Here is an 18721-nt window from a genome sequence, read left to right on the forward strand (position 1 = left end):
GGCCGGAGTGGCTAAAGTGGAAAGCATGAGTTCGCCTGCTTCCCGCCCAGTCCCTCCAGCCGCTGCCAGCCTGCTTAACCTGCGCGGCGCCGTCGACCTTTCAACCCTGAAGCAGCGCCCGGCCGCGCCTGCCGGAACCGGCGCCGCCGGTGGTGCCGTCGCACCGGACGGGTCGCAGTCCGGCGGAACTGCAGGCGGACCGGACCTGCGGGTCAACGTCACCGAGGCCAATTTCCAGCAACTGGTGGAACTGTCCGCGCAGGTCCCCGTGGTGTTCGCCCTGTGGGCCCCGTACTCGCCGGAGTCCACCGGGATGCTGCAGACGCTGGACAGCGTGGTGAAGAGCTACGGGGGCCGGCTTGTCCTAGGGGCCGCCGATATCGAGGCGTTTCCGCAGCTGGCCCAGGCGTTCCAGGTGCAGGCAGTGCCCACCGCTGTGGCCGTCCTCAAGGGTCAGCCCGTACCGCTCTTCCAGGGCAGCGCGGACGAGCAGCAAGTGCGCGCCCTGTTCGACGAGCTGCTGAAGGTGGCTGCGGCGAACGGCGTGACCGGCAGCCTGAACGCGGGCGCCGGTGAGGAATCCGAGCCCGCGCCGCTGCCGCCACTTCACCAGGCCGCCTACGATGCCATCGAGGCGGGCGACTTCGACGCTGCCGCGGATGCCTACCGCCAAGCGCTCAAGGAGATGCCCTCGGACCACGAGGCCAAGGCAGGGCTTGCCCAGGTGGAGCTGATGGCACGCCTGCAGCCGCTCTCGGCCCAGGACGCCGAGTCCGTCCGCACGCTCGCCGCCAACGAGCCGGACAACCTGGAAGCCCAGCTTGCTGTCGCGGACCTGGACATCGCCGGCGGACACGTTGACGACGGCCTGAACCGGCTGGTGGCGTTCATTGGCAGGAACTTCGGTCCGGAGCGTGAGACCGCCCGCGTCCGCCTGCTGGAACTCTTCGACGTGGTGGGCGCATCCGACGAACGCGTTTCTAAGGCGCGCCAGGCACTGGCGAGGGTCCTCTTCTAGTGCCGGGCCTCTTCGATCCGCTGAAGCTCCGTTCCCTGGAGCTCCAGCACCGCGGCTGGCTGTCGCCCATGTGCCAGTACAGCTGCGATCCCGACGCCGCGCCAGGGGTTCCCAACGACTGGCACCTCATGCATCTGGGTTCCTTTGCCGCCGGCGGGGCCGCGCTGCTGCTCACCGAGGCGGCCGCGGTGGCTGCCGAGGGCCGCATCAGCCCCCGCGACGCCGGGCTCTACAACGATGACCAGGCCGAGGCGTGGCAGCGGATCACCACCTTTGTGCACCGCCATGGAGCGGCCGGCGCGAAGATCGGAGTGCAGCTGGCGCATGCCGGCCGGAAGGCCTCCACGTGGTGGCCGTTCTCCGGCAGGCATGGCAGTGTGGCAGCCGCCGACGGCGGTTGGGGCACAGCGGGTCCTTCAGCCGTGGCCTACGACGGCTACGAGGTTCCCGCCGAGATGACAGCCGGGCAGATCCGGGCGGTGATCTCGGACTTCGCGGCAGCGGCGCAGCGCGCGGTGGACGCAGGCTTTGACACCGTGGAGATCCATGGCGCACACGGCTACCTGCTGCATCAGTTCCAGAGCCCGCTGACGAACCTGCGCACCGACGAATGGGGCGGGGACGAGGCCGGCCGCAACCGCCTGATGCTTGCCGTCGTCGATGCCGTGCGCAGCGCCATCCCCGACTCGATGCCGCTGCTGCTGAGGATTTCCGCCACCGACTGGGCCGAGGGCGGCGTTGACCTGCCGGCTTCCATCCGCCTGGCACGGCAGGCAGCGGAACGCGGCGTGGACCTGGTTGACGTGTCCAGCGGGGGAGCAGTGGCCCACCAAAGGATTACGCCCGGCCCCGGATACCAGACCGGTTTTTCCGCGGCCATCCGCAAAGAGGCCGGCATTCCCACCGGGACAGTGGGCCTGCTGACCTCCGCCGGGCAGGCCGGACACGCCATCGCCAGCGGACAGGCCGATGCCGTGCTGATTGCCAGGGCCGCGCTCCGCGACCCGCACTGGTGGCTCCGTGCAGCGTTCGAACTGGGCCACGAAATCGGCTGGGCTCCCCAGTACGAGCGGGCGATGCCGCGGCGCAGCTTCTGAGTACGGGAGCAGCAATGACGCCCCGTGATTCCGCCGGCATCGACCAGCAGCTGGAAGCCACAATCCTTGGGCTCCTGGCTGCCAGGGCCGCCACGTCCACCATCTGTCCGTCCGACGCGGCACGGGCCGTCGGCGGCGAACACTGGCGCGATCTTATGGAGCCGGCCCGGCGTGCGGCGCGGCGGCTCGTCGACGCCGGCGAGGTTGTGATTACCCAAGGTGGTTCGGTGGTTGATCCGGCCACTGCGAAGGGGCCCATCCGCATCCGCAAGGCCACTTAGGAAGGGCGGGCAGTCTGGCGGGGCGGACAGCAGCCGTACGCCTTTATTTCTACTCCTCCCGGAGGACCCCGCAGCCGTGTTCCGGGGGCTAGTCTGGCTTCATGACCGCCCAGCATCCCGATCCCGCGGGCGTGCCGCTGCATCCCGCCGAGGCCGCCGCACCCCCTTCCCCTGCCGCCGCCGGCGCAGTTCCGGCCCTGGCCATCCGCGGCCTGGCCAAGCGGTTCGGCCAGAAAATCGCGGTGGACGGCATCAGCCTGGACGTGCCTGCCGGCTCCTTCTACGGCATCGTGGGCCCCAACGGCGCAGGCAAGACCACCACGCTGTCCATGGCCACCGGACTGCTGCGGCCGGACTTCGGGACAGCGTTTGTCCACGGCATCGATGTCTGGGCGCACCCCCTCGAAGCCAAGAAACTCATGGGCGTCCTGCCCGACGGCGTCAGGCTGTTCGACAGGCTGACCGGTGAACAACTGATCACCTACGCCGGACTGCTGCGCGGCATGGACAGGGCCGTGGTGGCCTCCCGCGTGGGCGACCTGCTGGAAGCCATGGACCTGACGCAGGATGCGGGAACGCTGGTGGTGGACTACTCCGCCGGCATGACCAAGAAAATCGCGCTCGCCTCCGCCCTGATCCATGCCCCCCGGTTGCTGGTCCTCGACGAACCCTTCGAGGCCGTGGACCCGGTCTCGGCGGCGAACATCCACTCCATCCTGGACGGCTACGTGGCGTCGGGCGGTACGGTCATCATGTCCAGCCATGTCATGGACCTGGTCCAGCGCATGTGCGATCACGTGGCTGTGGTGGCGGGCGGCCGGCTCCTGGCTGCCGGCACTGTTGACGAGGTCCGCGCCGGTGCATCCCTCGAAGACCGGTTCGTCCAGTTGGTCGGCGGACGCAGCCGCACGGAAGGGCTGGAATGGTTGCGCACCTTCTAAGGCTGAAACTGACCCTGCTCCGCAACGGCCTCCGCCGCAGTCCCTGGCAGCTCGTGGGCCTGGCTTTCGCCGGACTCTACGCGCTGGGCCTGGTCTTCACCCTGGTGTTGGCTCTGGTCCTGCTGCGCTCCGCGGACGCTGAAATCGCGCAGACCGCGGTGGTGCTCGGCGGCTCCGCTGCCGTCCTGGGGTGGGAATCATCCCGGTAGTGGCCTCAGCCACGGACATGACCCTGGACCCGTCCCGTTTCACCACCTTCGCCATCCCGATGCGGCAGATGCTGGCCGGCCTGGCGCTCGGCGGGCTGATCGGCATCCCGGGCCTTGCCACTGCCCTGGTGGCGCTGTCCACGGTGGTGACCTGTTCCGTGGGGTGCTGCCCGTGCTCGGCGCACTGCTGGGGGCGGCGCTGGGCGTGATGACGTGCATCGTGCTTTCAAAGGTGGTGACCACGGCCACCGCCAGCCTTGCAGCCTCCCGGCGGTTCAAGGACATCAGCGCCATTGCCTTCATGGTTCCGCTCGTCCTCCTCGGACCCATCATCGCGGGCGTCGGCCAGGGCATCTCGAACTCGACCGCTTTCCTGCCGGACTTCGCAAGGGTGCTCTCCTGGACCCCGCTCGGGCCGCCTGGTCCTGGGCGGCGAGCTCCACGCAGGGCAGTTTGGTCCGGCCGCGGTCAAGCTCCTGGTGGCGGTGGCCTCGCTTGCTGCGCTGGCCTGGTGCTGGAAGGTGCTCCTGGAAAGGGCGCTCGTCACGCCGCCGTACGCCGGCAGCGGCAAGCGCAAGGGAAGCAGGCTTGGGCTCCTGGGGATCCTGCCGCCCGTACCGGCGGGCGCCGTCATGGCGAGGTCGCTCACCTACTGGGTCCGGGACCCCCGCTACTCGGGATCGCTGGTGGTCATCCCTCTGCTGCCCGTTGTCCTGGTCTTCCAGGGCGCCCAGACCGGAGAGTACTCCAGCCTTGCCTTCCTGGCGCCGATCTCCGCGTTCATCATCGCGTGGTCCATTTCGGCCGACGTGTCCTATGACAACACCGCGTTCGCCCTGCACCTGGCAACAGGGGTGTCCGGCGTGGCGGACCGGCTGGGCCGCGCCCTGGCCTGCCTGTCCTTCGCCCTTCCGGTGGTGGTCATCTTTGCCGTGGGCTCCGCGGCGTTCACCGGCGAATGGTCCGGACTGCCCGGCCAGCTCGGGCTGGGACTGGGTATCCTCTTCACCTGCCTGGGGCTGGCGTCCGTAGTTTCTGCCCGCTACACCGTGGCGGTTCCGCTCCCCGGGGACAGCCCGTTCAAGAAGCCGCCGGGCAACGTGGGGCAGACCCTCGCAGTGCAGTTCGGCGGGATGCTGGTCCTGGTGGTGCTGGTCCTGCCCGAGGCGGCGCTGATGGTCGCGCAGCTGGTGACCGGCAACAGCCTCTTTGGCTGGCTCAACCTCGCGGTGGGAACGGTGCTGGGCCTCGTCCTGTTCGTGCTTGGTGTGCGGCTGGGCGGGAAATGGCTCGATGCCCGCGGGCCGGAACTCCTGGCCCAGGTGGCTGTTAATAAGTAACGGCGATACGGCGGAAGGAAACAGCATGGAAGTAGTCATCCTGGGCGGACGCAGGCAGATCGGCAAGCTGGCGGCGGATGCCATCGAGGAACTGCTCAGGCGGAAGCCGGACGCGGTGCTTGGCCTTGCCACGGGGTCCTCGCCGCTGCCGGTCTACGACGAGCTGGCGGAACGGAACAGCCGGGGCCTGGACTTCAGCCGGGCCACGGCGTTCACGCTGGACGAATATGTTGGCCTGCCCGCCGGGCATCCGGAGTCGTACCGGGAAGTCATCCGGCGGGAGTTCACGGACCGGGTGAACATCGCGCCGGAGAAGGTCCATGGCCCCGACGGGTCAGCCGGCGACATCCCGGCAGCCTGCCAGGCCTATGAGGATGCCATCGCCGCAGCCGGCGGCGTGGACCTGCAGCTCCTGGGGGTGGGTACCGACGGGCATATCGCGTTCAATGAGCCAGGGTCCTCCTTTGCCTCGCGCACGCGGATCAAGAGCCTGATTGAACAGACACGCCGGGACAACGCCCGTTTTTTCAAGAGCCTGGCCGAGGTCCCGCACCACGTCCTGACGCAGGGCCTCGGCACCCTCATGGAGGCCCGGCATGTGATCCTGATCGCCACCGGGGCGCAGAAGGCACAGGCTGTGCGCGAGTTCGTCGAGGGGCCGGTCTCCGCCATCTGCCCGGCGTCGATCCTGCAGTTCCACCCGCACGCCACCGTCCTGCTGGACGAAGCGGCGGCTTCGGCGCTCAAGCTCGCGGATTTCTACCGGCACACCTACGACAACAAGCCCGCCTGGCAGGGGCTCTGACCCGCTGCACGGGAGGCGGGACGGCAGAAAAAGGCACGACGGCGGTGGGCGCCGCACAGCCGCATCCGGCCGCACGCGCCCGGCCCGCCGTCGGACTCCCGGCCACCGGAACGGCTAAGATGGTTGGCATGACTAGCATGACGGACCCCCTCGACAACGACCCGATGCGCGAGCTTTCCGGGGCTGGATCGTCCACAGCCACCATTGAGCGCGAGGAACTGCGCCAGGAAGTGGAACCCGGGGACCGGGAGCGCTTTTCGCACTATGTGCGCAAGGAAAAAATCATGGAGTCCGCGCTGACCGGTGAGCCTGTCATCGCCCTGTGCGGCAAAGTCTGGACGCCGGGCCGGGATCCGCAGAAGTTCCCGGTATGCCCCACGTGCAAAGAGGTCTATGACGGCCTCCGCCCCGGCAACGACGGCGGCAAGGGTCCCGGAGGGGACTCGGGCAACAACAAGTAGTGACGGAGACGCTCTTTGGCGGCCCCACCCTGCCTCCGGCTTATCCGGAACGCGCAGCCTGGGAACCGCCCCGAAACTCCGTGCCTGGCAGCAGGAAGCCCTCGACCTTTATCTCCGGAACAGCCCCCGCGACTTCCTCGCGGTGGCGACCCCCGGCGCCGGTAAGACCACCTTCGCCCTGCGGATCGCGTCGACGCTGATCGATTCCGGCGCCGTGAACCGGGTGACCATCGTGGCGCCCACGGACCACCTCAAGCGGCAGTGGGCCGACGCTGCCGCGCGGGTGGGCATCGCCATCGACCCCAACTTCAAGAACTCGGACGGCCAGCACGGCCGCGGGTTCATCGGAGTTGCCGTCACGTACGCCCAGGTGGCCAGCAAACCGCTGCTGCACCGGGCCAAGACGGAGGCCGCACGCACGCTGGTGATCCTGGACGAAATCCACCACGGTGGCGAGGCCCTCTCCTGGGGCGACGGCCTCCGCGAAGCCTTCGATCCGGCGGTGCGCCGGCTGTCCCTGACCGGTACCCCGTTCCGCTCCGACACCTCGCCCATCCCGTTCGTTGAGTACGCGGAGGACAGGGACGGCATCCGCCGTTCCAAGGCCGACTACACCTACGGCTACGGCAACGCCCTGCGGGACCATGTGGTCCGGCCGGTGATCTTCATGGCCTACTCCGGCCAGATGCGCTGGCGCACCAGCGCCGGTGAGGAAATGGCGGCGTCGCTGGGCGAGGCCGCCGTCACCAAGGACATCACGTCCCAGGCCTGGCGGACTGCCCTGAACCCGGCAGGCGAGTGGATTCCTGCCGTGCTGGCCGGGGCTGACAAGCGCCTGACCGAGGTCCGGCGCACCGTCCCCGACGCCGGCGGCCTGGTCATTGCCACGGACCACGAGGACGCCCGGGCCTACGCCGGCCAGCTGAAGAGGATCACGGGGGAGTCACCCACCGTCATCCTCTCCGACGACGCCAAGGCCTCGAGCAAGATCGAGGAGTTCTCGGCGGGCGAGACCCGCTGGATGGTGGCGGTCCGCATGGTGTCCGAAGGCGTGGACGTTCCCAGGCTGTCCGTCGGCGTCTACGCCACCTCAACCTCCACGCCGCTGTTCTTCGCCCAGGCCGTGGGCCGCTTCGTGCGCGCACGGAAACGGGGTGAAACGGCGTCAGTCTTCCTGCCTTCGGTGCCACAGCTGATGGCACTGGCCAACTCCATGGAGGCGGAACGGGACCATGCCCTGGACCGTCCGGAGAAGGAGGACGGGGACGGCCTGTTCAACCCCGAGGACTCGCTGATGGCGGAGGCCAACCGCGAGGACAAGGCCTCGGACAGCCTCACCAAGGGCAAGTTCGAGGCGCTGGACTCGCAGGCCTCCTTTGACCGCGTGCTCTTCGACGGCGGCGAGTTTGGCACGGGCGGCGAGGTGGGGTCCGACGACGAGCTGGACTTCCTGGGCATCCCCGGCCTGCTGGACGCGGAGCAGGTGGGCACGCTCCTGCGCCAGCGCCAGCATGAGCAGCTCAACCGGAAGAACCGGAAGGCACCCGCGGCCGAAGCCGCCGCACCTGCCGTCCCGGACCACCGGATGCTCATGGACCTGCGGAACGAGCTCGCCAAGAACGTGGCGGCCTGGTCCGCGCGGACCGGCACGCCGCACGGTGTCATCCACACCAAGCTCCGGACCGTGTGCGGCGGCCCCGCCGTGGCGCAGGCCAACGAGGAGCAGCTGCAGGCGCGGCTGAGGAAGCTCAGGACTGGTTCATCGGCCGCAAGTAGCGGTGATTTGAGACACGAGTGGCCCGGCGCAGCGCACCGGGCCACTCCTGCGTTCAGCTTCAGGAAACGTCGACGCCGCCGAGTTCCATCTCGGCAACAGCCTCTTCAAGGTCCTCGGCAATGCCGGCGGTCAGGGACCGGATCACCGTGACGGAGTAGCCCGCCTGGACGGCGTCCAGTGACGTGGCCCGGACGCAGTAGTCGGTGGCGATGCCCACCACCACAACGTCCTCGACGTCGTGGCTCTGCAGCCAGTCATCCAGGCCGATCGCGTCCTCGTCGGGGGCGAACCGGCTGGTGTCGCCGCCGCCGGGCTGGCGTTCGCCGGTGGGGACAGCATCCTCAGGCGCCAGGAGCCCTTCGAAGCCCGAATAGGCAGCCGCGTACTGGCCCTTCTGGAAGTACGCCTGGATGTACTCCGTGTCCAGGTCCGGATGCAGTTCGGCGCCCCGGGTGCCCGCGACGCAGTGCGGCGGCCAGCTGTCCTTGAAATCGGGGGGTGTCCGAGAAGTGGCTGCCCGGATCGATGTGCCAGTCCTGGGTGGCAACGATGTGGTCGAACTCGTTGTGGTGGGCGTCCACGTATTCGCTGATGGCCCCCGCCACGGCAGCGCCGCCCTGGACAGCCAGGGAACCGCCCTCGCAGAAGTCGTTCTGGACATCGACGATGATCAGCGCACGCGACATCAGTTCTCCTCGTAGATGGTGGGAATGGCGGCCTCGCCGCGCTGGAGGCGGTTGACCACGGGCGGCAGTTCGGCCATCGAGTCGGCGTGCCGCTGGCGCGCCCGGAGGACGCCTTCATGGCCGGTCCACCCGGGGACGAGTTCACCGTTCTTCATGAACTGCTGCAGCAGCGGCCGGTCGTTGCCGTCATCATCCGGCCGGCGGCCGACGCCCACAATCTCGGCGGTGGCAATGCCGTGTTCGTTCATTTTCCGCAGCGCGTACTTGCGTCCGCCTACGCTGGCCTTGTTCTTGGCGGCCTTGGCCACCGAGACGAAGTTGCCGTCGTCGTCCGTGCGGCTCACGAGCTTGTAGACCATGCTGGCTGTGGGCGCACCGGAGCCTGTCACGAGGGACGTTCCCACGCCGTAGGAGTCCACCGGCGCGGACTGCAGCGCGGCGATGGCGTACTCGTCCAGGTCCGAGGTGACCACGATCTTGGTGTCCTCGTTGCCGAGGTCGTCCAGGAGCCGGCGCACCCACTGCGCCTGGTCCACGAGGTCGCCAGAGTCCAGCCGGACGGCGCCCAGCCGGTGACCCGCCAGGTCCACGGCCGTGCGGACGGCCGCCTCGACGTCGTACGTGTCCACAAGGAGGGACGTGCCCTCGCCGAGCGCCGCGATCTGGGCCTCGAAGGCGTCCCGCTCGGTGTCGTGCAGCAGGGTGAAGGAGTGGGCGGCGGTGCCGACGGTCTTGATGCCGTACCGGGCGCCCGCCTCGAGGTTGGACGTGCTGTCGAACCCGGCGATGACGGCGGCGCGGGCGGCGGACGCCGCAGCTTCCTCGTGGGTGCGGCGGGAGCCCATCTCGATGCAGGGGCGGCCGTGTGCGGCGCTGACCATCCGCGAGGCAGCAGAGGCGATCGCGCTGTCATGGTTGAGGACGGACAGGATGTAGGTCTCCAGCATGCACGCCTCGGCGAAGGTGCCCTCCACGATCAGGATGGGGGAGTTGGGGAAGTACGCTTCACCCTCGGCGTAGCCCCAGATGTCGCCGGAAAAGCGGTAGGACGCCAGGTATTCCAGGGTCTGGTCATTGACCACTCCGGTGCGGGCCAGGAAGTCCAGTTCCGTCGCGCCGAACCGGAAGTTGGCGATGCCCTCCAGGAGCCGGCCCGTACCGGCCACGATCCCGTAGCGCCGGCCGTCCGGCAGCCGGCGGGCGAACGCCTCGAACACCGACTTGCGGTGCGCAGCTCCGGAATGGAGCGACGCCTGCAGCATGGTCAGCTCGTAGTGGTCGGTGTAAAAAGACGTGCGGGGATGGTCCCAGCCGACAGTGGTACTCACGAAAGTCACTCTAGTCCCCACTGGCTCCCACGTCTCGCTCCGCTTCGCCGCGGGTCCCTCGCCAGTGTGGGCCCACCCAGTGGCTCCCACGTCTCGCTCCGCTAGGCTCCCACGTCTCGCTCCGCCGGCTCCCACGCGCTTCGCGGGCGGGGCCCTCGGCGGCGTGGAGCCCGCATCCCCATAGAATGGACAGATGACCTTAAGCGTTGCGCTCGGCCCTGACACGCAGGAGGGCACCCGGACCGGAACAGCGGAGGCCACAGACTCCCTGACCGCCCCGGACATCCCTTGGAACCTGGTGATCTGGAACGATCCCGTCAACCTCATGAGCTATGTCAGCTACGTTTTCCAAAGCTACTTCGGCTACTCGGAGAGCAAGGCGAACAAGCTCATGATGGAGGTCCACAGGAAGGGCCGCTCGATCGTCGCGCACGGCAGCAAGGAACAGGTGGAACGGCACGCTGTGGCCATGCACGGGTTCGGCCTGTGGGCCACGGTGGAGAAAGCGAGCGGCGGCCCCGGCGGCAACTCCGGGAAGTCCGGCGGACCGGGCCAGGGCAAGGGGAAACGTGGCTAAGGCATTCAAGTACGGGCTCAAGGGCATCACCGGCTACCTCGAACCCGCCGAACGCGAGCTCCTGCGCAGCCTGATCGACGACGTCATCTCCATGCTCCAGCCGGAGGAGCGCGCAGGCCAGGATCCGCTGGCAGCGCTCATCGGGCTGGACATGGACGTTGCCGAACCGACGGACCGGGCCGTCAAGCGCCTGCTCCCCAACGTGGTGAAGGACGACGGCGCCGCCTCCCTCGAGTTCCGCCAGCTCACCGAGCGCTCGCTCCGGGAAACGAAGATCGGCGCGCTGCGCGCGGCCGCGCTGGACCTGGACAAAGACGAAATCGTGCTGACTCCCGAGGGGGCGAAGCACTGGTCCATGGCACTGAACGATGTCCGCCTGGTCCTGGCCGAGCGCCTGGACATCCGGGACGAGGAGGACGCCGAACATGTCCACCTGATGCAGGACTGGTCCCAGGCCGAGGACGTGGAGAGCTATCTGGCCCTGGTCTACAACTTCGCCACCTGGCTGCAGGAATCACTGGTGCAGGCGATGCTGCAGTCGCTGGAAACGCGGCGTTGAGGAATCTGGGCCGCCCGGTCCCGGCGCCGTGTGACAAATTAGACATGAGTCACAGGCCACAAGATGATGGCTGAGGCATCGGGGAGCACCTATCCTCGAATAATCATGACAACAGCCTCGAGCATGGATCCGCCGGCAGCCGGGCAGGCATCCGAAGCGGACGACCTACAGGCCGCCGCCCTGGAAGCGCGCCCCATCGGTGTATTCGATTCCGGTGTAGGGGGCCTCACCGTGGCCCGTTCCATCATCGACCAGCTTCCCAACGAGTCCATCCTGTACGTGGGGGACACCGCCAACGGGCCCTACGGTCCCCTGCCCATCGCGGAAGTCCGGGCCAACGCCCTGGGCGTGATGGACGAACTGGTGGACTCCGGCGTCAAGCTGCTGACCATCGCCTGCAACTCGGCGTCGGCCGCGGTGCTCCGGGACGCCCGCGAACGGTACACGGCCAAGTACGGCATCCCGGTCATCGAAGTGATCCAGCCGGCGGTCCGCCGCGCCGTTGCCGCCACCCGCACCGGACGCGTGGGCGTCATCGGGACGTCCGCAACCATTGGATCGCGGGCGTACGAGGATACTTTCGCTGCCGCCCCGGACCTCTCCATCACGTCCGTGGCCTGCCCGGAGTTCGTCAGCTACGTGGAGGCCGGCATCACCACCGGGCCCGCCCTGCTGGCAGTCGCCGAGGAATACCTGGCGCCGCTGAAGGCCGCGGAGGTGGACACCGTGGTGCTGGGCTGCACCCACTACCCCCTGCTCACCGGCGTCATCTCCTACGTCATGGGGGCCGACGTCACGCTGGTCTCCAGTGCCGAGGAAACCGCCAAGGACGTGTACCGTGCTCTGGCGACGCACAACCTCCAGCGCAGCGCCGGAACACCGCCGGAGCACCACTTCGTGGCAACGGGCGACGCCGGCCAGTTCGAGTCCCTGGCCCGCAGGTTCCTCGGCCCCGAGGTGCTGTCCGTCCGCCACGTGGACCATGTGGCGGCGCAGTACCCCACGGGCAGCCTGGCGCGCATCACGCCGGAAATGATCGCCGCAGCCCGGAGCGCCGCCAGCAGGCCCCGGATCTCCAACTTCGTGGGAGGCCTCGCGGACGCAGGCCGCGCCGGGGGTCCGGCGCTGTGAAACTGACCATCGTGGGCTGTACCGGCTCGTTCCCGGGGCCCGGTTCGCCGGCGTCGTGCTACCTCCTGACCGCCACGGACGGGGAGCGGACGTGGAAGGTGGTGATGGACCTCGGCAGCGGCGCGCTGGGGGCCATCCAGCGCTACACGGACCTCGAAGACATTGACGCCATCTTCCTCACCCACCTGCACCCGGACCACTGCATGGACCTGTGCGGCCTGCACGTCGCCATCCGCTGGAAGCCCGGCGGCTGGGGACGCGGGCGGATTCCCGTCTGGGGGCCTGCCGCCACTGCCGACCGGATGGCCACGGCCTACGGCCTGGACCTTGACCCCGGCATGCACGAGGAATTCGACTTCACCAACTGGACCGAGCGCGAACCGGTGACCGTGGGCCCGTTCACCGTGACGCCCTTCGCCGTGAACCATCCCATCGAGGAGGCCTATGCCCTCCGGGTGGAGGTGGTGGAACCGGACAAGGACGGCACCATGGTCTCCCGCACGCTGACCTATTCCGGTGACACCGATTCGTGTGCCGGGCTGGAGGAGGCAGCCAAGGACGCGGACCTGTTCCTGTGCGAGGCCGCCTTCGAGGAGGGCCGGGACAACGGCATCAAGGATGTCCACCTGACCGGCAAGCGCGCCGGGGAGGCCGCCACGGCGGCCGGTGCCCGCCGCCTCCTGCTGACGCACATCCCGGTATGGACTTCCCAGACCACCGTGATGGCGGAGGCGCGTCCGGTGTTCGCAGGAGACGTGGCCGTGGCGGTCGCCGGAGTGCATTACACCATCTGAGGCCCCCGCCTGCCGGGCTGCCCTGCGGGAACTGCCGGTGCAGGCAGCAGTGGATAAGCTAAAGGCATGACTTCTGAAGCAACTGCAGTGCCCATCGTGCGTGCCGACGGCCGCGCCCCGGACCAGCTCCGGCCCATCAGCATCACGCGCGGATGGTCCAACCAGGCTGAGGGTTCGGCGCTGATCGAATTCGGCAACACCAGGGTCCTGTGCACCGCCTCCCTGACCGCCGGCGTCCCCCGCTGGCTGAAGGGCGAGGGCCGGGGCTGGGTCACGGCCGAGTACGCCATGCTGCCGCGGGCAACGAACACCCGCTCCGACCGGGAGTCCGTCAAGGGCAAGATCGGTGGCCGCACGCACGAAATCTCGCGGCTCATCGGCCGGTCCCTGCGGTCCATCATCGACACAAAAGCCCTCGGCGAAAACACCATCGTGCTGGACTGCGATGTCCTGCAGGCTGACGGCGGAACCCGTACGGCCGCCATCACCGGCGCCTACGTGGCCCTTGCCGATGCCATCCGCTTCGCCCGCGACAACAAGCTCATCGCCAAGAGCGCGCAGCCGCTGATCGACACCATCGCAGCCGTCTCCGTGGGCATCATCGACGGCGTGCCCATGCTGGACCTGCCGTACGTCGAGGACGTCCGTGCGGAGACCGACATGAACGTGGTGGTCACCGGCTCCGGCAAGTTCGTTGAGGTGCAGGGCACTGCCGAGGGCGCGCCGTTCGACCGCGAGGAGCTGGACAAGCTCCTGGACCTGGCCCTGCTGGGCACCACCCAGCTTGCGGCCATCCAGCGTGAGACCCTGGCAGACACCCTGTGAGCGCGGCCGGCGCCGGCCCCCGGCTGGTCCTCGCCACGCACAACAAGGGCAAACTCCGGGAGCTGCGTGAGCTGCTGCGCGGCCAGGTTCCGGGGCTCGACGTCGACACGCAGGTGGTGGACGCGGCGGCGGCAGGTGCCCCCGACGTCGTCGAAACCGGCGTGACGTTCGCCGAGAACTCGCTGCTGAAGGCACGGGCCGTTGCCGATGCCACCGGCCTGGTGGCCATCGCGGACGATTCCGGGCTCGCCGTCGACGTCATGGGAGGGGCTCCGGGCATCTTTTCCGCGCGGTGGTCCGGCAGCCACGGCGACGACGCCGCGAACCTTGCGCTCCTGCTCAACCAGCTTTCGGACGTTCCGGACCGGCACCGCGGTGCGGCGTTCGTGTGCGCGGCCGCCCTTGCGGTGCCGGCAACGGACGGCAACCCGGGGCGGGAAGTGGTGGAGGTACGGGCAGCTCGAAGGCATCCTGCTCCGCGAGCCGCGGGGCGGGGGAGGCTTCGGCTACGATCCCGTGCTCCAGCCGGCGGGGGAGCAGCGCAGCTGCGCGGAGCTCTCCGCAGAGGAGAAGAACGCCATCAGCCACCGCGGCAAGGCCTTCCGGGCGCTCCTGCCGTCGATCGTGGAGGCCCTGCAGGCCGCGGATTCCTGACCCGGCCATGCCTTAGACGCTGAATTAAAAAGCAGAGGGTGCGTTTCCCCGGCCGGGGAAACGCGCCTCTGCTTTGGACTGGCCCGCTTAGGGAAGGCGCCGCGTCTTTTGCTCGTCCTCGGGAGCGTGCTCCTCGATGAATTCGTCCAAGGGGTCGGTGCCGTAGGCTGCTGCCTGGCGCTTGGCTGACAGGCCGCGGAGAACCTCGATGCCGATCGGCAGGACCGAAACCAGCACGATGGCGATAAAGATGATGTCCAGGTTGTCCCGGATCCACGGGATGCGGTCGCCCAGGATGTAGCCCAGCAGGGTGACGCCGCCGCCCCAGAGCAGGGCACCAATGACGTTGTAGAGGAAGAACTTCTTGCGGCTCATCTGGGCCACACCCACGATGACCGGGACGAACGTACGGATGATGGGAACGAACCGGGCAAGGATCAGCGCTTTTCCGCCGTGCTTCTCGAAGAAGGCGTGTGCGTTCTCAACGTTCTCGCGCTTGAAGAGCCTGGAGTTGGGCTTGTTGAAGATGGCCGGGCCCGCTTTGGAACCGATGAAGTAGCCGGTCTGGTTGCCGATGATGGCGGAAATCACAATCAGCAGTGCGAACAGCCAGATGTTGAACTTGATGGTGTCGGTGGCCACCAGCAGGCCGGCGGTGAACAGCATGGAGTCGCCGGGCAGGAAGAACCCCACCAGCAGGCCGGTTTCCGCGAAGACGATGCCGCAGACCAATAGGACCACCCACGGGGCAAGGGCTGGATCGGCCAGGAAGACTTGGGGGTTCAGCCAGTCGGGCAGGAAGGAGGCCAGCTGCGGCTGGACCGGTCCTGCCCCGCCCAGCATGGACACGGCGAGGTCGTTCATCACAGGAAAGTTCACCCTTCAAGGGTACTTGACGGGCCTGTGCCTGCAGGGCCCCGGGGGCAGGCGGCGGTAAGGTGGGGGCCGTGGGTTTGGACTTTACTGCGATCGACTTCGAGACGGCGAACGGCTTCAGGGGCTCTCCCTGCGCAGTGGGGCTCACCAAGGTGCGGGGCGGCCGGATCGTGGACGAGGCCTCGTGGCTGATGCGCCCGCCGCGGAACCACGACCATTTCGATTTCCACAACGTCCGGATCCACGGCATCAGTGCCGCGGACGTCGCGGACCGGCCGCGGTTCGGGGACGTGTTCGCCGAAATTGGTGCCTTTATCGGCGACGACGTGCTGGCGGCCCACAACGCGGCGTTCGACCTGGGCGTGATCCGCTCCGCCCTGGAGGTCTCCGGCCTTCCCGGCCCTGCCTACGATTACGTCTGCACCGTGATGCTCTCGCGGCGGTGTTATTCACTGGTGTCCAACTCGCTGCCGTTCGCCGCGGAAGAAGCCGGCGTGCCGCTGGTCAAGCACCACGACGCTGCGGAGGACGCCCGGGCCTGCGCCGGCATCCTTATCGACATCGCCCGTCGGAACAACGCCAACAGCATCGCCGAACTTTACCTCTCCCTGGGCCTCGCGGTGCCGCGCCAGCAGGCCTTTGACCCCGCAGTGGATCCGCTCTCCAAACCCAGCCTTGCCGCCGTCGCCGGCATGTCCCTGCCGGGAGCAACCGGCAACGGTGCGGCGCTGGCCCGCCCGTTCCGCGCCGGCTGGCCCGAGGAAGGCATCAACCCCGAACCCAACCCCGACGCCGGGCCGGGCCATCCGCTGTTCGGCCAGACCGTCGTCTTCACGGGCCAGCTGTCCATCGGGCGCCCGGAGGCCAAGGTCATGAGCGCCGAAGTGGGGGCACGGACCGAAAGCCGGGTGACCGGGCGTACCACCGTCCTGGTGGTCGGTGACGGCTTCGTGGCCTCGGACCTCCGCTCGGGCAGGCTGACCGGCAAAGCGCGCCGCGTCCTGGAGCTCCATGAGCGGGGCCAGGCGATTGAGGTGCTGTCCGAGGGCGAGTTCCTGCAGATGGTGGCCGGCGCAGAACCAGCCACCGTCTAGGTGGCGCGTGCGGCTGGTCCGGCGGCCGCCGGCATCAGCCTTCGCCGGTGGTGACGCGCACCAGGAGGTCGGCCATCCCGCGGATAACGTCAGGGGCCTCCAGCGCTTCAAGCCAGTCGCCGGGCAGGCAGTCCTCGCCGTAGTAGGCGCCGAGGATGTTGCCGGCCACGGAGGCGGTGGAGTCGCTGTCGCCGCCATGGTTGACGGCCAGGGTTATGGCGTCCCGGAAGTGCCGGACCGCCGGTGTGTCCGGCCCGTCAGAGTCACCCGGCGTGGTGGCCAGCACGGCGTACAGTGCGACGGCGAGCGCCTCCTCGGCCACCCAGCCTCCGCCCAGCACCTGCGTCAGTTCCTCCGGCCGGACGATGCCTTTGTCCGCAAGCTGGAGCGCCGCCTGCAGCCGTTCCGGCAGTTCGGGGGCCACGCCGGTGATGGTTGCGGCATGGGCCGTGACGCCGGCCGCCGCCTCCGCCAGGCCTTCGCCCGAGACCAGCTTGTGGACCAGGAGGCTGAAGATCCCGGCGCTCTGCCGGGCGGACGGATGGCCGTGCGTAAGGGAAGCGGCATCGGCACTTAGCTTGTACACGGCGTCGGGCGTGATGTGCGGGACCAGCCCGAACGGTGCCGACCGCATCACCGTGCCGCACCCCTTCGACTCCGGATTGACGGGGCGCACCGCGGTACCCATCTCGCCGGTCGCCAGCCCTGAAATGCAGGCCCTGCCCGGGTTCCGGCGCTGGTGCAGCACGGTGTGTCCATCGATCCAGCGGGGCTGGGGCACGGGAGCCGAGGCGGGGGCTGGTTCGCCCTGTGTGGCCAGCCACCGCAGGTAGGCGAGCCAGAGGCACGCATTGACGTCCGCCCCCACGCCCGAGTTGGCCCATTCCAGCGCCTCCACCAGCCCGTCCACGGTGTAGAGCGTCAGTTGGGTATCGTCGGAGAAGTGGCTGCCGCCGGACAGTGCTTCGAAACCGGTGAGCCCGTCAGCGCCGAAGCGGCGCCGGATCTCGTCCATGCCGTCGAACTCCACCGCGTAACCCAGCGCGTCACCCAGCGCGCCGCCCAGCAGGGAACCGTGGATGCGTGACTTCAAAGTGGGCGCGGGTGCCCCGGTGTGGATGCTCATGCAGTAAATTTACCGTGGCGCCCGGGCCGGTCCCGCCGGCGTCTTGTTCGCTCCGGGGCCCCCAGCAAACCTCCAGCCTGGGCTGGAATAATGCTCAGGTTGCCTGGCGGCAGCACCCGCATGAACACCGACCTGAAGGTTCCACGATGAGCACCCCCGTTCCAGCCCGACCCGACGCCCTGACCGGCAGCCCGGACGCTTCCCGGCCCGGCCTGTTCCCCAGGCTCGCCGCCGAGGGATTCGGCAGCCTGATCCTGGCCGTCACCGGCCTGGGGGTGCCGCTGTTCAGTATCCCGCAGTCCAGCCCGATGCCTGCAGCCCTCGCCGCCGGCCTGGCCGTGACCGCCGCAATGCTGGCGTTCGGACACGTCTCGGGCGGCCACTTCAATCCGGCCATCACCCTGGGCCACCTCCTGGCGGGACGCATCCGCGCCGGGGCTGCGGCCGCCTACGTGGCGGCCCAGCTTGCCGGGGCGTCACTCGGAGCGCTGGCGCTTTACGCGGTCCTGCGGACCCTTCCCGGGATCGCGGACAGCCGCACGGCGTTCGACACAGTCACCGCCGGCTTCGGCGAGCACTCCATCGTCCAGGCGCCACTGGCCGCCGTGCTGCTGCTGGAGGTCATCGGCGCCGCCATCACCGTCTCCGTGTTCCTCGGCGCGGCCGCCCGCGGCCGGGCCAACAGCGCCGCCGCGCCGGTCGCCGTGGGTTTGACGTTTGCGGCCCTGCTGCAGCTGGGACAGGCGGTGGGCAATCTCCCGTTCAACCCGGCACGTGCCGCGGCATCCGCGTTCTTCAGCTCCGGCTGGGCGCTGGAACAGCTGTGGGTTTTCCTTGCCGCGCCGCTGGCCGGTGCCGCCGTCGCCGGCCTGGTGTTCCGCACTTTCCGGGCGGGTGAGCAGGCAGGCGAACACGCAGTCCCGGCTTCGGGGCCGGGTGCAGAATCCGGCGGGTCCACCGGGTCCGACGTGTCCGACGTGTCCGACGTGTCCGACGACGAAGGCGACGCGGCGCCCGTGGCTGCCCCGGCGGGGGGCGTGGCAGTGTCCCGGAAGGACAGCGACGGCGGCGCCAGCGAGGCGCAGGAATTCTTCGAGGGCAAGAGGGGCTGAACGCGGGCAGCTGCGGCGGTGACGCAAACT

The 18721-nt window shown here is 68.8% G+C and carries 16 protein-coding genes and 4 pseudogenes; 16 read left to right on the forward strand and 4 right to left on the reverse strand.

What is annotated here, in order from left to right:
- Positions 1 to 25 precede the first annotated feature (25 nt).
- From ACPEE0_RS07095 to ACPEE0_RS07130, 8 genes and pseudogenes are all read left to right on the forward strand, one after another.
- Complete coding sequence (locus ACPEE0_RS07095) at positions 26 to 1018, forward strand: tetratricopeptide repeat protein (protein WP_035751792.1); 993 nt, start codon at positions 26 to 28, stop codon at positions 1016 to 1018.
- A complete protein-coding gene (locus tag ACPEE0_RS07100) occupies positions 1018 to 2115 on the forward strand; it encodes an NADH:flavin oxidoreductase/NADH oxidase (RefSeq protein ID WP_424574211.1) in 1098 nt (365 codons plus the stop codon). Before ACPEE0_RS07095 ends, ACPEE0_RS07100 begins: the two co-directional genes overlap by 1 nt.
- A 14-nt stretch (positions 2116 to 2129) precedes the next feature.
- A complete protein-coding gene (locus tag ACPEE0_RS07105; RefSeq protein ID WP_009356501.1) occupies positions 2130 to 2396 on the forward strand; it encodes a DUF3253 domain-containing protein in 267 nt (88 codons plus the stop codon).
- Between the two features lie 101 nt (positions 2397 to 2497).
- The gene (locus ACPEE0_RS07110; RefSeq protein WP_009356502.1) at positions 2498 to 3337 is read left to right on the forward strand and encodes an ABC transporter ATP-binding protein; all 840 of its coding nucleotides are present in this window, start codon (positions 2498 to 2500) and stop codon (positions 3335 to 3337) included.
- Positions 3319 to 4886 (forward strand): annotated as a pseudogene (locus tag ACPEE0_RS07115) (transporter). Before ACPEE0_RS07110 ends, ACPEE0_RS07115 begins: the two are co-directional and overlap by 19 nt.
- Positions 4887 to 4911: 25 nt before the next feature.
- Positions 4912 to 5691: a glucosamine-6-phosphate deaminase gene (gene nagB / locus ACPEE0_RS07120; protein WP_009356505.1), complete on the forward strand. Its 780-nt coding sequence runs from the start codon at positions 4912 to 4914 to the stop codon at positions 5689 to 5691.
- Between the two features lie 119 nt (positions 5692 to 5810).
- Complete coding sequence (locus ACPEE0_RS07125) at positions 5811 to 6152, forward strand: DUF3039 domain-containing protein (RefSeq protein ID WP_133346554.1); 342 nt, start codon at positions 5811 to 5813, stop codon at positions 6150 to 6152.
- A pseudogene (locus ACPEE0_RS07130) lies at positions 6152 to 7928 on the forward strand (DEAD/DEAH box helicase). Before ACPEE0_RS07125 ends, ACPEE0_RS07130 begins: the two are co-directional and overlap by 1 nt.
- 59 nt (positions 7929 to 7987) lie before the next feature.
- Here the strand turns inward: ACPEE0_RS07130 and ACPEE0_RS07135 are convergent.
- Positions 7988 to 8615, reverse strand: a pseudogene (locus ACPEE0_RS07135) (isochorismatase family protein).
- A complete protein-coding gene (locus ACPEE0_RS07140) occupies positions 8615 to 9943 on the reverse strand; it encodes a nicotinate phosphoribosyltransferase (RefSeq protein WP_424574212.1) in 1329 nt (442 codons plus the stop codon). Before ACPEE0_RS07140 ends, ACPEE0_RS07135 begins: the two are co-directional and overlap by 1 nt.
- A 193-nt stretch (positions 9944 to 10136) precedes the next feature.
- Between ACPEE0_RS07140 and clpS the strand changes: the two genes are divergently transcribed.
- From clpS to rdgB, 6 genes and pseudogenes are all read left to right on the forward strand, one after another.
- A complete protein-coding gene (gene clpS / locus ACPEE0_RS07145) occupies positions 10137 to 10520 on the forward strand; it encodes an ATP-dependent Clp protease adapter ClpS (RefSeq protein ID WP_009356509.1) in 384 nt (127 codons plus the stop codon).
- Positions 10513 to 11079, forward strand: a complete 567-nt coding sequence (locus tag ACPEE0_RS07150; protein ID WP_133346298.1) for a DUF2017 domain-containing protein — start codon at positions 10513 to 10515, stop codon at positions 11077 to 11079. The genes clpS and ACPEE0_RS07150 overlap by 8 nt, the downstream gene beginning before the upstream one ends.
- 105 nt (positions 11080 to 11184) lie before the next feature.
- On the forward strand, positions 11185 to 12210 hold the full coding sequence (murI, locus tag ACPEE0_RS07155) for a glutamate racemase (protein ID WP_407709622.1): 1026 nt from the start codon (positions 11185 to 11187) through the stop codon (positions 12208 to 12210).
- The gene (locus ACPEE0_RS07160; protein ID WP_009356512.1) at positions 12207 to 13004 is read left to right on the forward strand and encodes an MBL fold metallo-hydrolase; all 798 of its coding nucleotides are present in this window, start codon (positions 12207 to 12209) and stop codon (positions 13002 to 13004) included. Before murI ends, ACPEE0_RS07160 begins: the two co-directional genes overlap by 4 nt.
- A gap of 66 nt (positions 13005 to 13070) precedes the next feature.
- On the forward strand, positions 13071 to 13829 hold the full coding sequence (rph, locus tag ACPEE0_RS07165) for a ribonuclease PH (protein ID WP_354176731.1): 759 nt from the start codon (positions 13071 to 13073) through the stop codon (positions 13827 to 13829).
- Positions 13826 to 14483, forward strand: a pseudogene (gene rdgB / locus ACPEE0_RS07170) (RdgB/HAM1 family non-canonical purine NTP pyrophosphatase). Before rph ends, rdgB begins: the two are co-directional and overlap by 4 nt.
- Before the next feature lie 87 nt (positions 14484 to 14570).
- Here the strand turns inward: rdgB and ACPEE0_RS07175 are convergent.
- Positions 14571 to 15347: a VTT domain-containing protein gene (locus tag ACPEE0_RS07175; protein WP_424575254.1), complete on the reverse strand. Its 777-nt coding sequence runs from the start codon at positions 15345 to 15347 to the stop codon at positions 14571 to 14573.
- Between the two features lie 83 nt (positions 15348 to 15430).
- On the opposite strand from ACPEE0_RS07175, the gene ACPEE0_RS07180 reads away from it, so the two are divergent.
- Positions 15431 to 16453, forward strand: a complete 1023-nt coding sequence (locus ACPEE0_RS07180) for an exonuclease domain-containing protein (RefSeq protein ID WP_424574213.1) — start codon at positions 15431 to 15433, stop codon at positions 16451 to 16453.
- A gap of 34 nt (positions 16454 to 16487) precedes the next feature.
- Here ACPEE0_RS07180 and ACPEE0_RS07185 read toward each other — a convergent pair whose 3' ends face one another.
- Positions 16488 to 17579, reverse strand: coding sequence for an ADP-ribosylglycohydrolase family protein (locus ACPEE0_RS07185; protein WP_424574214.1), 1092 nt, complete (start codon positions 17577 to 17579; stop codon positions 16488 to 16490).
- Positions 17580 to 17725: 146 nt separating this feature from the next.
- On the opposite strand from ACPEE0_RS07185, the gene ACPEE0_RS07190 reads away from it, so the two are divergent.
- Positions 17726 to 18691, forward strand: coding sequence for an aquaporin (locus tag ACPEE0_RS07190; protein ID WP_424574215.1), 966 nt, complete (start codon positions 17726 to 17728; stop codon positions 18689 to 18691).
- Positions 18692 to 18721: the final 30 nt, after the last annotated feature.

The organism is Arthrobacter sp. SD76 (assembly GCF_049726125.1).
GTDB lineage: Bacteria > Actinomycetota > Actinomycetes > Actinomycetales > Micrococcaceae > Arthrobacter > Arthrobacter nitrophenolicus.

Coding starts and splice junctions, on each gene's coding strand:
- ACPEE0_RS07095 (WP_035751792.1), top strand. CDS start 26: ATGAGTTCGCCTGCTTCCCGCCCAGTCCCTCCAGCCGCTGCCAGCCTG.
- ACPEE0_RS07105 (WP_009356501.1), top strand. CDS start 2,130: ATGACGCCCCGTGATTCCGCCGGCATCGACCAGCAGCTGGAAGCCACA.
- ACPEE0_RS07110 (WP_009356502.1), top strand. CDS start 2,498: ATGACCGCCCAGCATCCCGATCCCGCGGGCGTGCCGCTGCATCCCGCC.
- nagB (WP_009356505.1), top strand. CDS start 4,912: ATGGAAGTAGTCATCCTGGGCGGACGCAGGCAGATCGGCAAGCTGGCG.
- ACPEE0_RS07125 (WP_133346554.1), top strand. CDS start 5,811: ATGGTTGGCATGACTAGCATGACGGACCCCCTCGACAACGACCCGATG.
- clpS (WP_009356509.1), top strand. CDS start 10,137: ATGACCTTAAGCGTTGCGCTCGGCCCTGACACGCAGGAGGGCACCCGG.
- murI (WP_407709622.1), top strand. CDS start 11,185: ATGACAACAGCCTCGAGCATGGATCCGCCGGCAGCCGGGCAGGCATCC.
- rph (WP_354176731.1), top strand. CDS start 13,071: ATGACTTCTGAAGCAACTGCAGTGCCCATCGTGCGTGCCGACGGCCGC.
- ACPEE0_RS07175 (WP_424575254.1), bottom strand. CDS start 15,347: ATGAACGACCTCGCCGTGTCCATGCTGGGCGGGGCAGGACCGGTCCAG.
- ACPEE0_RS07185 (WP_424574214.1), bottom strand. CDS start 17,579: ATGAGCATCCACACCGGGGCACCCGCGCCCACTTTGAAGTCACGCATC.
- ACPEE0_RS07190 (WP_424574215.1), top strand. CDS start 17,726: ATGAGCACCCCCGTTCCAGCCCGACCCGACGCCCTGACCGGCAGCCCG.